Raw genomic sequence first — 11982 nt, 5'->3', positions numbered from 1 at the left:
ACTCTGAGGTGTCTGTTAAACGCGTGGCGATTCATACTGATGTTGAGGAGAATGGAAAAATTACTTATAAAATCTCCATCAGACTGAATAAAAATGGTTGTGTTGATAGCTTAAACCTTGATAATGTTTCTTCTGGGCATGAAACCATTCTAAAATATACAAATGGAAGTCTTATTGGCCATAGAGATGGCAAGCCTTTCTCAATACAACTTGATGAAAAATGTCACATTTTGAGTAAAAATGAAAATGGTGACGAGTTGCGTTACACTCTTTATCCGAATGGATTAATTAAAGACACCTATTTTTTAGGCAAAAAAATATCTGAACATTTTTATGATGAAGACGATAATTTGACGCGCTCTGAATTTTATAGTTCAGAAAGCGTTATGTCTAAAAATGAAATATCTTATGTTGATAAAAAAAGAAAGCCTCTTGATTATAAACTAATAAACTCATCAGTTTTCTCGGAGGGGTATACAGCAACCAGTTCTTGTCATTATAACGAAATGCTTGTGCCTGAAATATGTAATGCCACAGTACAGAACGCAGGTAATCCGGCGCCGAAACCAGTTTCAATGACAGCGCATACGAAAGTTGAATTCTACTAGACTTAAACGATTCCAATAAGCTACCTCCGGCGTCAGGTTATTCAGGCATTCATGAGGACGCTCGCTGTTGTATTCATTCAGCCAGCGTTCAGTGATTTCCCGGGCTTCATTCAGCGTTCAGAACAGGTAAAAATCCAGGATTTCTGTCCGGTACGTCCGGTTGAACCGTTCGATAAACGCATTCTGCGTCGGCTTACCCTGCTTGACTTGCTGATCGGATAAACCATTACAATGTTCATCTGCGGTTGGGCTTGATAATGGCTAACTCCATTTAAACGATGCGTTTTCTTTATTGAATGTTATTGATGCATTACTCCATTCCTTGCCATCAAGTAACATTTCCACACACTGGGTAGGGTAGAGGTCATCGGCTGGCTGGAACCGCTCATATTCGGAGTCAGGGTTAAGCATCACATCATGATTAACGTTGACTATCCATCCATCGGGGTTTTCAGGATCGGATTGGCGAGTGCATAGCAGTCTGGCCTGGTAGAAGTCATCCGGGAGCCCTTCCAGCATGCAACCGGTAGCCCACTGGATAAGCTGTTCATTTGAATCTTTCTGAGGAGCGGTATGTGTTTCTTGCTGTTTGCTTATTAATCGCTTAAATGTGTTCAGAAAGGGGAACATGTCATTTTCCTTTAGCTTGTAAGTCAGGCATTGTAGGGCAATTAGCGAGATTAGATCCATTCAATGGTGAATATCACCGCTAGCGCATAACGCCATTGATTTTCCTTCCATGGGAGAAAGCAGTCATTATTTGATATAAAAACTTCGACAAGACGTAAACCAAAGCACAAGCCCTGCGCCACCCATGATCCCTGTGTGCCAGAGCGGAAGTAACATACATTGTGCTAGGGTGTTTTATCGGGACGAGTTCAACGAAGGTCCTGGCTGAATGCAAGAGGAATTTAAGATGAATGTAGAAACGGTCCGCTTAATCCTGGAACCCTTTAATGATTCACATTATGAAGGCTTAAGGGTAATGGATAGTGATGCTGAGGTGATGCGCTATATCAATAAGGGTATCGTTAAAACGCCCGAAGAAACCTGGGAGGGCATCAGAAGGGTGCAGGCTCGCTGGGATAAGTATCACTTCTCGTGGTGGGCTATCAGAGAGAAATCTTCTGGTGCGATCGTTGGTGCAGCATGCCTGCAGCACCTCGCGAACGTGGAGGGGGCACCATTAGAGATTGGCTGGCGCCTCGTTCCTGAACACAATGGCAAAGGCTATGCTACAGAGGCAGCGAAAGCGATCGTTGATTACGCTGTAGAACGGGTGGGAGCATCTTATCTGGTGGCCGTGGCCGATCCAGAAAATATCGCATCGCAGCGTGTAATGAAAAGGTTAGGCATGTCTTATAAAGCCTTAGAGCGGCATTACGATACGGAATGCGTAGTGTATGAGCTTAACATGAGTAAGCCTGCTTAATTTAGCGACACATCTCTGCCACTTTATCTCAGCTTACAGCACCTCAACCAAATCAAATTCTTCTGCGATCAGTTCCATATCTTCAGAAAAATGGCCTTCGCGGAAGAAAAATCGCTGATGCTCTTTCCGCCAGTATTCAAGGCTTAAATCACCTTCACCCTCTTTGCGAGCGAATTCCTCATTAACATCGCAAAAACGCACCAGTCGCATGGAAACCAGCCGGATCACACAGACCGGGACATTCTGACCATCAAGGATGATGTTGTAGCTTCCTATCCGTGGAGCAGAGACATCCTGCGAGTACGAGGCAAAAGATCCGCAGGTGGCCGTTTTGAGCCCTTTTTTAATCAGGTCCGCAAGCGCGTTCGCCAGTTCCGGGCTGTCACCCATTTGCCAGGCCGCTGCGCCTGGGTACTTCGTTTTTAATTCTTCAACCTTAACCATTCAAATCCCTTCTCAATCCTTGACCATAAGAAACATAATAGCGGTTTTAGCATAAACTCCCTCGATATTTGAAGCGTAATCGGCTTTCCTTCTACTTTTGTACACAGGCTGCCTGGAATACAAAGGGTTGCATGCATTGGTTGTGTAAATATATTCTTATGGGGGTATCTGTGTGGTGAATCTGCTGCCTGCACCCCGGCGCGTGACGTTATAATCAGTAATGAGTCATCGGGATGCTATCGGCACCACGCATTTTCTGTAACTTTTATCCCATTGGAAGGGGTTAGCGTGTTCAAGCTTAATACATCTCTACTGGCGGTTTTGCTGCTGTCAGGCTGTAGCTCCGTTCTGGTTCTCAACCCACCTAAGCAACCTGAATACAAGTCGATGCCTGAAATAACGCAGTCTGTGACGCCATCACAACAGCGTGCAATCATGGCTGGCGAGCGGCCTGACTGGTCAGAAAGAACGCCGGTCAAGACAATAAAGCAATACTAATAAGCACTTAACAACCAGGGCTGCCGTTCGGCGGCCTTTTTATTTACCCATTTGAGAAGGTGCAAAGATGGAGCCTGGTTTGCGGGAAAATTTCTGACGGCGGACATGGTATTTCTTTCTTTATCAACCATGCTTAAGGCGAAGATAATTCAATCACTTCAGCATCACCGAAGCGGCAACGTCACTCGAGTCGAGAACCCTGAATGCGCCATGCACCTATCTCCATAGCTGCAGCCACGGCAATTTTTGTGCTGGGCGTTTTTATCATCAATATCCAGGTCTGGTACTCGGCGCGGGCTGACAGCCTTGCCGGGGCGCACTACGTCGTCAGGAATATGCACGTCATTCTTACAGAAGCGCATCATGCGACCCAGGTTGCAATGCGGCTTGCTGAGAATGAGTGTGATGCTGAAGGACAGTATCGGCTCGGCACTGAAGCGGCATTACAACCCCATCTGAGAACGATCGTTATTCTGAAAAAAGATGTGGTCTGGTGTTCCTCCTTGCCGGGAAACCGCGTGTTGTTGGTTAACGGGTCAGCGCTGCCTGAAGCGCCATTGTTACTTGTTCCATCGAAAAGTACGGTCAACGGCCTGCCGGTTCTCTTATACCAGACAAATCATGCCGGAAGCCGAATCATGGTGAGCATCAGTGACAGCCATATCCGGGATGCGCTGAATATGCCACTACGTGGCGTGGCGTATTCGCTGCTGGTCGGCAATCGTCGTTTAGGCCAATCAGGCGATGTCTTGACGGCAGCCCATTCAAACAACGATGTTCTGACGGTAAAAGACGTTGATTATGCCTTCGCGATTCAATTTAACGCTCCGCCTCTTTTTAGCCTGACGCGATTATTCGACCAGGCCGGTGGAGTAGTGTTATTTCTGCTGCTCGTTTCCTCTCTTTCTGCTTATCTTCTGCAGCGATATCTGTCTAAGGATATTTCGCCGGAAGAATCGCTGCGGACTGCCATCTACAGAAATGAAATTATTCCCTATTACCAGCCCGTCGTGAGCGGAAAAGAGGGCACCTTGCGCGGTGTAGAGGTGCTGGCAAGATGAAAGCATCCGCAATCCGGGTTTATTTCTCCCTCGTCATTTATTCCTCTTGCTGAGAAAATAGGGCTAATAATTCCACTAACTCAAAGCTTAATGCGTCAGGTTGCAACGCAGATGAATGCTATTTCTACGCTGCTGCCGGAAGGATTTCATGTCGGGATTAACTTCAGTGCGTCTCATATCGTTGCCTCTACCTTTTTTGAAGAGTGTCTGAATTACAAGCGCAGCTTTGTTCAACAGGATCTTAATCTCGTTGTGGAGGTGACCGAGCGTGAACCTCTCCACGTAGATGAACATCTCGTTAAGACCCTGAATGCGCTACATGAAATAGGGTTTGCCATTGCGCTGGATGATTTTGGAACGGGATATTCCGGCCTGTCCTACCTGCAGGACCTGCACATTGATTACATCAAAATCGACCAAAGCTTTGTTGCCAGGGTTAATGAGAATGAGGATTCCACCCTGATCCTGGATTCGGTACTGGAACTGGCAAAAAAACTGTCAATCCGTATTGTGGCGGAAGGGGTTGAAACCCAGGAACAGCTTGATTACCTCATGCGCAATAACATCACGTTTCTACAGGGCTACTTCTTCTACAAACCCGTTCCTTTTAAGGAGTTGATAAAAATTCTGTTATCGAAGCCAAAGGTTAAAGTGAGGGTGGAGTGACGTTTGTCCCGTTGTCAGCAATTCCCGCCCGATACATTCATAAGTAGCGTATAATGCGGCGTCGAAAACCGCTCAACACTTCTCTGGCCAGTACTATGACCCTCAATCGCGTTTGTTATTTACTTCTGATCTTTGCTGCGATCGGCAGTCTTTTTACCTCGAGCCCTTTGGCTATGTGGTTTCTGCTGATCAATATGCTGACGTTGGTCATGTATGGTGCCGATAAAATGGCGGCGCGGAAAGGCATGCGCAGGGTGCCGGAAGCCACGCTGCTGGTATTTGGCGTAACGGGCGGCTGGCCTGGCGCGATTGTAGGCCAACAGCTCTTTCGCCATAAAACACAAAAGCAGCCGTTTAAAACCTACTTTTTCTTAAGCATTGTCGTCAGCATCGCCGTGATGGCGGCGGTTTACCATTTCTCGCCTGTTTCTTCTTGATGGGCGTTTTGACATCAAGTTAACCTGAGTTTTTCAGATGCCAGCACTACGTTGATAAGAACGGTCATTCGGATAGCGCGTCGTGAATAAATCCTCCATCACTGCCAATAGTAGTAGGACTATTCTTAAGTTGTTGCTGTTTTTTACACAATCTGAATAATACGTGCAACAACACGGACGACAACATCCCATGAAAATAGTCTCTATTACGCTGGCAGCGCTGGTGCTTTATTCTGCACCTGCCTGGTCCGCTTTTCAGGAGCGGGAATATAATACCTGGTATATGAAAAATGCGGTGCTTTATGATATGACGCAGACCTCGGAAGGTTTTCCCGTCATGGTGAGCGTATCCCAGCCTGGGAGAAAATCCGCTAATTTGCTGGTGTCATATATTACGGAAGGCCGCTGTGGTGAGAATAACCTGCCGCTTAATGTGAATGGTAAGGTGCTGCCCGCCAAATATAATTGTGTTCAAATAGGAAAGAACAGAATTGAACATTTTTCAGTGGTGGATGCGGACAGCGTTAATGGCATGGTGACGCATCTGAAATCTGATTTCACTATTCTCCTGCAAAACGATATCAAAATTTGGGCAGCAAATATCAAAGCGCCAAAATACGGGCTAACCCCGCGCTTTTAAAATCATGCTACGCTTGTTTGTTGTATCAGGAGCATGAGTATGAAGAACAAAGACGAACAAACAGGATTAGTGGGGCTGGCGATTGGGGCGGCCGTTATTGGGCTGGTTTCTGCCCAGAAACCAATCGATCGCGACAGCATTGTTGATGAGCTGGTCAGGCTCGGCAGGCAGAAAGGCGATGGTGTAGAGGATGAGGTTTTCGTCAAGGCTGCTGACCTGGTGAGGAAGGGGATCTAGCCATGGCTGATATTCGTCATGCGCAGTGCCATTGTGGCGCGGTGGCCTTTACCGTTGCGCTAACGGATGGCCTGAATACCGCGCGGCGCTGCAGTTGTTCCTTTTGTCGCATGCGGGGTGCGGTCGTCGTCTCTGCGCCGCTGTCAGGGATTACCGTGACCAAAGGTGAGGATAAGCTCACGGAGTACCGCTTCAATACGGGAACGGCACGGCACTTTTTCTGCTCGGTGTGCGGAATTTACACGTTCCATCAGCGGCGTTCTAATCCAAACGAATACGGCGTGAATGTGGCCTGCTTTGATAACGTCTCACCGTTCGATTTCCCTGAAGTGATGGTGATGGACGGGGTTAACCATCCCTCGGATGGAGATAGCGGGGTGTTTGGCTACCTCTCTTTTCGCAAGAAAGGAACAGGTCAGGCGTAATTGCCGCCTGGCCACTCTGTAATTAGCCTGGCTATAGTGGAGGGTGGTTATCTGAAACAGGAGAAACTATGCTTTGTGTTGAAAAAGACGATCCGCGTGAGGCCCCTGAATCAGGTGATAAAAAGCCTCAACCCGTAAAAAAATAACGCAACCTGTGCGTTTTCCCGCCACCGGCACTGCTGGTGGCTTTTCATTTCTCAGGGAATAATATTAACCGCCATCCAGGTGGTTCAACACAGCACTGAGATGCCCGACAATATCAGCAAAATCAAAAATTAACGCCATCCAGATGAGCGCTAAAAGAGTTAGTACGACAACGGATACACGACCAAACAACGCTGTTATCCTTAGTGATGGAAAGGCTATCACCTGAGTTTAAACAGCTTTACCTCAACTTACCCTCAACCACGTGATTTCAGAACCTGCTTTTTGTGACGAACGTCAAGAGATGGGTGAGCCCGCATACTGATGCGGGCTCTGGCAATCAGAACTGGTAAACCAGACCCAGTGCCACGACATCATCCGTGCCGATGCCGTTGTTTTTGTAGAAGCTGTCATCTTCATCCAGCAGGTTGATTTTATAATCAACGTAGGTGGACATGTTTTTGTTGAAGTAATAGGTTGCGCCGACGTCAGCGTACTTAACCAGATCCTGGTCGCCCTGGCCGTTGCCAAGGTCCTTGCCTTTAGACTGCAGGTAGGAAAGGGACGGACGCAGGCCGAAGTCGAACTGGTACTGTGCGGTCACTTCGAAGTTCTGGGTTTTGTTCGCCACGGCGTCGGTGTTATCACCGTACGGCGTCATATTGCGGGTTTCAGAGTACATGGCTGCCAGGTAGATGTTATTGGCGTCATATTTCAGGCCCGCAGTCCATGCATCTGCTTTGTCACCGCCCGCAGTGGTATTCATCACCTGCTCGTTGGTACGGTCAGAAGAGGTGTAGGCTGCACCTGCGGTAATACCCATGCCGAAGTCATAGGTGGTAGAGATACCGAAGCCGTCGCCGTTCTCGTGACGCGTGTCGCGACCATTGTTGGTGCCTTCCTGATTGTTGCTGGCATCTTCATTTTTGCCCTGATACTGCAGCGCAAAGTTCAGACCCTGCACCAGACCATAGAAGTCGGTGTTACGGTAGGTTGCTACGCCATTGGCGCGGCCGGTCATGAAGTTGTCGGCTTTGGTGTAGGAGTCGCCGCCGAACTCAGGCAGCATATCGGTCCAGCCTTCTACGTCGTACAGTACGCCATAGTTACGACCGTAATCGAAGGAACCGTAGTCACCCACTTTGATACCGGCGAAGGCCAGACGCGTCCAGGACTGGTTATCAGACCCTTCGGTGTTATTGGCCTGAATGTTGTATTCCCACTGTGCGTAGCCAGTCATCATGTCGTTGATCTGGGTTTCGCCTTTAAAGCCCAGACGCATGTAGGTTTGATCCCCGTCAGCGCCTTTATCATCGGAGAAATAGTGCAGACCATCTACTTTTCCGTACAGATCTAATTTGTTACCGTCTTTATTATAAATCTCTGCTGCATGAGTTGCGCCAGCCATTAACAGAGCCGGAATCATCAGGGCCAGTACTTTTCTTTGCATTTTGATATTCCTTTGCGGTTGTTTTTATTTAATTACCTGTTGAACTTTCCGAATACGAAAGTTGTCTCATGCTAAATCACTCCCGTGTAAGAGTAATAAATTATAATTGTTACGAACTAAGTAAAATCTAAACTGAATACATCAACGGTAATGGTCATTGGTTTGGTGAATGCTTTAAGGCTAAACATAATAAATTAAAATTATTAATCAGGTATGAATTAAGCTATTCTTGATGGCGTTATATGCCTTTAAGATTATTTATCCATAATTCGCATGAATAATATTTAGGGAACTAAATAGATATTTAATGATTATCTGGATTCGCCCGGTGTGAATACACCGGGTTTTTTTATGGCAAAAAAATGCCCGGACGCGCCGGGCAGAAAGACTAGTCATTGGTCGATTTTTCGGCTTTACCCGCCAGCTGCGCCAGGAAGTCATACCGTTTTTGCAGATCCGCCGCAGCGTCTTTCCATAGCTGTTCGGCCACTTCCGGCTGCTGCGCGTTAAGGCGACGGAAGCGCTGTTCCTGCATTAACGTCTCGGCCAGAGCATCTGACGGCGGACGCGAATCCAGCGCCAGCGGTAATTTACCCTCGTCCGCACGGCGCGGATCGAACCGGTACAGCGGCCAGAAGCCGGTCGCGGTTAGCTGTCGCATCTGATCGTGGCTGAGTGCCAGGTCGTAGCCATGCTCTTCACACGGGCTGTAGGCAATGATCAGCGACGGGCCGGGATACGCTTCCGCTTCCTGGATCGCCTTCACCGTCTGGTTAAGCTGTGCCCCCAGCGAGATTTGCGCGACGTAAACGTGACCGTACATCATCATGCTCACCCCGAGATCTTTGCGTGCCTTGCGTTTCCCGTGCTCACCGAATTTCGTGACGGCACCCAGCGGCGTGGCTTTCGACGCCTGACCACCGGTGTTGGAATAACACTGCGTATCCAGCACCAGGATATTGACGTTTTCCGTCAGGCTTAGCACGTGGTCCAGTCCGCCAAAGCCGATGTCATAAGCCCAGCCGTCGCCGCCAATCAGCCAGATCGATTTTTCGACCAGGGCGTCCGCGTCGGTCAGCAGCTGTTCAGCGCCCGTCACGCCCTGAAGCGCCTGACGCAGCTCTGCAACCTGCTCACGACGTACCTCTGGCGTCGCGTCGGCGTGAAGCGCGTCATTGAGCCCGGCGGGGATCTGCCCGGCAAACTGCTCCAGCAGGCGCATCACGCGCGCGCGGTGCTGGTCAACGGTCAGGCGGAAGCCCAGACCAAATTCGGCGTTATCCTCGAACAGCGAGTTGGCCCACGCGGGACCGCGACCGTTGGCGTCAGTGGTATACGGCGTGGAGGGCAGGTTGCCGCCATAGATAGACGAACAGCCGGTGGCGTTGGCAATCAGCATCCTGTCACCGTACAGCTGGGTAAGCAGCTTAATATACGGTGTTTCACCGCAGCCCGAGCAGGCGCCGGAGTATTCAAACAGCGGCGTGATCAGCTGCGAAGTGCGAATATCAATGCGTTCCAGTTTGCTGCGATCGATTTCGGGCAGATTCAGGAAGAAGTCATAATTCACTTTCTCTTCTTCGACGTGCTCCAGACGCGACATCATATTGATGGCTTTAATCTCCGGGTTCTGCCTGTCTTTCGCCGGACAAACCTCGACGCACAGGTTACAGCCGGTGCAGTCTTCCGGCGCGACCTGCAGAACGTATTTCTGTCCGCGCATATCGCGGGATTTTACATCCAGGGAATGCAGGCTGGCCGGGGCGGCCTCCATCTTTTCCGGCGACACCACTTTGGCACGAATGGCAGAGTGCGGGCAGGCCGCCACGCAGTGGTTGCACTGAGTACACAGATCTTCTTTCCAGATGGGGATCGCTTCGGCGATGTTGCGTTTTTCCCAGCGGGTGGTGCCCATCGGCCAGGTGCCATCCGGCGGTAGGGCAGAGACGGGCAGGGCATCACCCAGCCCGGCCAGCATCGCCGCCGTCACGGTCTTCACGAAATCAGGTGCCGCATCAGACACCACCGGAGGGCGGTTCGGGCTTGCGGCATTGACCGGCTGCAGCGGGACCTCAAACAGCGACTCGCGCGCCAGGGCCAGCGCCTGCCAGTTACGCTCGACCAGCTCCTGGCCCTTGCTGCTGTAGCTTTTGGCAATCGCGCCCTGCAGTTCCGCCAGCGCGTTGTCGCCCGGCAGGATATTCGTCAGATGGAAGAAGGCCATCTGCATAACGGTATTGATACGCGCGGCAAGGCCACATTCGCGGGCAATTTTCGCCGCGTTAACCACATAGAAACGGGCTTTTTTCTGGTTCAGCACCGCCTGCACTTCCTGCGGCAGGCGAGACCAGACTTCATCCGCGCTGTATGGCGTATTCAGGAGGAAAATACCGCTAGGCTTCAGGCGCTCTGCCATCTGGTACTTATCAATGAACTGCAGCTGGTGACAGCCAACAAAATCAGCCTGAGAAATTAGATACGCAGAGCGGATGGGCTGTTCGCTCACCCGCAGGTGGGAAACGGTCAGGCCGCCGGCTTTCTTGGAGTCATAGACGAAGTACCCCTGGGCGTACCACGGCGTGGAGTTCCCGATGATTTTGATGTTGTTTTTGGTCGCGGAGACGCTGCCGTCACTGCCCAGACCATAGAACAGCGCCTCGAGTTTGGCGGTCGAGGGCAGGGTGTTTTCCGGCAACGTCAGGGACAGATTCGTCACATCATCATAAATGCCGACGGTAAAGCGCGGCTTGGGCTTCGCTTCGCTGAGCTCGTTGAAGACCGCCAGCACGCAGTCCGGTCCGAACTCTTTGGAGGACAAACCGTAACGCCCCCCGATCACGCGCGGCAGCGTTTCACGTTCGCCATGATTAAAGGCCTCGGCCAGGGCGGTCATCACATCCAGATACAGCGGTTCCGCCTGCGCGCCCGGCTCTTTGGTGCGATCGAGCACCGCAACGGTACGCGCGCTTTCCGGCAGCGCAGAGAGCAGATGTTTCGCCGAGAACGGCCGATAGAGACGCACTTTCAGCACGCCAACTTTTTCACCGCGCGTCAGCAGCTCATCAACAACTTCCTCGCAGGTGCCAATGGCCGATCCCATCAGCACAATGACCCGTTCCGCCTGCGGATGGCCGTAATACTCAAAGGGTTTGTATTCCCGACCCGTTGCGGCAGCAAAGTCATTCATCGCCTGTTCAACATGGTCGTAAACCGCGTTGTACCACGGGTTGGTGGCCTCGCGGGACTGGAAATAGGTATCCGGGTTCGCCGACGTGCCGCGAATCACCGGGTGTTCCGGATTCAGAGCGCGGGCGCGATGCGCGTCGATGTCCGCCTGCGGAAGCAGATTCAGAATTGTCTCGTCAGCCAGCGGGACGATTTTGTTAATTTCGTGGGACGTACGGAAACCATCAAAGAAATGAATAAACGGCACCCGGCTTTTGAGCGTGGCGATATGCGAAATCAGGGCAAAGTCCTGGGCTTCCTGAACGCTGCTGGCGCACAGCATCGCGCAGCCGGTCTGGCGAACGGCCATCACGTCAGAATGATCGCCAAAGATAGAGAGCGCGTGGGTGGCAAGGGTACGCGCAGCGACGTGCAGAACGAAGGGAGTCAGTTGTCCGGCAAGTTTGTACAGCGTCGGGATCATTAATAACAATCCCTGGGAAGAGGTAAACGACGTGGAAAGCGCCCCGGTCTGAAGCGCGCCGTGCACCGTGGCAATTGCACCGGCTTCAGACTGCATCTCAACCACTCTCGGGACATCGCCCCAGACGTTTTTTAACCCGTTACCCGCCCAGGCGTCCGCCTGCTCAGCCATGGTAGAACTTGGCGTAATCGGGTAGATGGCGATAACTTCACTGGTGCGAAACGCGACTGAGGCAACTGCACCATTACCGTCAATAGTTTGCATAGGACAACACCCTTACATTGCGCAAAA

General features: G+C 50.6%; 12 protein-coding genes and 2 pseudogenes. 9 read left to right on the top strand and 5 right to left on the bottom strand.

The window, feature by feature from the left end; all coding sequences use genetic code 11:
- The coding region (locus tag HMPREF3143_RS24635) for a YnfC family lipoprotein (protein ID WP_084832158.1) at positions 1 to 608 on the top strand (608 nt) is incomplete at its 5' end.
- Here HMPREF3143_RS24635 and HMPREF3143_RS25505 read toward each other — a convergent pair.
- Both HMPREF3143_RS25505 and HMPREF3143_RS06445 read right to left on the bottom strand, forming a co-directional pair.
- Positions 573 to 833: pseudogene (locus tag HMPREF3143_RS25505) on the bottom strand (transposase); the annotation flags it as partial. The gene HMPREF3143_RS24635 and the pseudogene HMPREF3143_RS25505 sit on opposite strands and share 36 nt — an antisense overlap.
- 36 nt (positions 834 to 869) lie before the next feature.
- A complete protein-coding gene (locus HMPREF3143_RS06445) occupies positions 870 to 1238 on the bottom strand; it encodes a hypothetical protein (RefSeq protein ID WP_084832156.1) in 369 nt (122 codons plus the stop codon).
- 286 nt (positions 1239 to 1524) lie between these two features.
- On the opposite strand from HMPREF3143_RS06445, the gene HMPREF3143_RS06440 reads away from it, so the two are divergent.
- Entirely contained in the window at positions 1525 to 2040 is a 516-nt protein-coding gene (locus HMPREF3143_RS06440; protein ID WP_032674899.1) for a GNAT family N-acetyltransferase, read from the top strand.
- A gap of 33 nt (positions 2041 to 2073) precedes the next feature.
- Here the strand turns inward: HMPREF3143_RS06440 and HMPREF3143_RS06435 are convergent, their stop codons facing one another.
- The gene (locus tag HMPREF3143_RS06435) at positions 2074 to 2484 is read right to left on the bottom strand and encodes an ASCH domain-containing protein (RefSeq protein WP_063436052.1); all 411 of its coding nucleotides are present in this window, start codon (positions 2482 to 2484) and stop codon (positions 2074 to 2076) included.
- Positions 2485 to 2772: 288 nt separating this feature from the next.
- Between HMPREF3143_RS06435 and HMPREF3143_RS25500 the strand changes: the two genes are divergently transcribed.
- From HMPREF3143_RS25500 to HMPREF3143_RS26215, 7 genes and pseudogenes are all read left to right on the top strand, one after another.
- A complete protein-coding gene (locus HMPREF3143_RS25500; protein ID WP_139145855.1) occupies positions 2773 to 2982 on the top strand; it encodes a hypothetical protein in 210 nt (69 codons plus the stop codon).
- A gap of 203 nt (positions 2983 to 3185) precedes the next feature.
- Positions 3186 to 4709: pseudogene (locus HMPREF3143_RS06430) on the top strand (EAL domain-containing protein).
- A gap of 95 nt (positions 4710 to 4804) precedes the next feature.
- A complete protein-coding gene (locus HMPREF3143_RS06425; RefSeq protein WP_032637746.1) occupies positions 4805 to 5146 on the top strand; it encodes a DUF1294 domain-containing protein in 342 nt (113 codons plus the stop codon).
- Between the two features lie 190 nt (positions 5147 to 5336).
- Positions 5337 to 5786: a hypothetical protein gene (locus HMPREF3143_RS06420; RefSeq protein ID WP_021240258.1), complete on the top strand. Its 450-nt coding sequence runs from the start codon at positions 5337 to 5339 to the stop codon at positions 5784 to 5786.
- A gap of 39 nt (positions 5787 to 5825) precedes the next feature.
- Positions 5826 to 6023, top strand: a complete 198-nt coding sequence (locus HMPREF3143_RS06415) for a hypothetical protein (RefSeq protein ID WP_008501277.1) — start codon at positions 5826 to 5828, stop codon at positions 6021 to 6023.
- A gap of 2 nt (positions 6024 to 6025) precedes the next feature.
- Positions 6026 to 6448 (top strand): GFA family protein, encoded by a 423-nt coding sequence (locus HMPREF3143_RS06410; protein ID WP_070532289.1) that lies wholly within the window; start codon positions 6026 to 6028, stop codon positions 6446 to 6448.
- A 68-nt stretch (positions 6449 to 6516) separates the two neighbouring features.
- Positions 6517 to 6594 (top strand): hypothetical protein, encoded by a 78-nt coding sequence (locus HMPREF3143_RS26215; RefSeq protein ID WP_223239581.1) that lies wholly within the window; start codon positions 6517 to 6519, stop codon positions 6592 to 6594.
- 338 nt (positions 6595 to 6932) lie between these two features.
- On the opposite strand, the gene ompC is transcribed toward HMPREF3143_RS26215, so the two are convergent.
- Positions 6933 to 8042 (bottom strand): porin OmpC, encoded by a 1110-nt coding sequence (gene ompC, locus HMPREF3143_RS06405; RefSeq protein ID WP_021240257.1) that lies wholly within the window; start codon positions 8040 to 8042, stop codon positions 6933 to 6935.
- A gap of 388 nt (positions 8043 to 8430) precedes the next feature.
- Entirely contained in the window at positions 8431 to 11955 is a 3525-nt protein-coding gene (gene nifJ / locus HMPREF3143_RS06400) for a pyruvate:ferredoxin (flavodoxin) oxidoreductase (RefSeq protein ID WP_070532287.1), read from the bottom strand.
- Positions 11956 to 11982 lie beyond the last annotated feature (27 nt).

The sequence above is a fragment of the Enterobacter sp. HMSC16D10 genome (assembly GCF_001807145.1).
In the GTDB taxonomy this organism is placed as follows: domain Bacteria; phylum Pseudomonadota; class Gammaproteobacteria; order Enterobacterales; family Enterobacteriaceae; genus Enterobacter; species Enterobacter roggenkampii.
The sequence above is the reverse complement of the archived record's forward strand: the minus strand, read 5'-3'. Positions and strand labels throughout refer to the sequence as shown.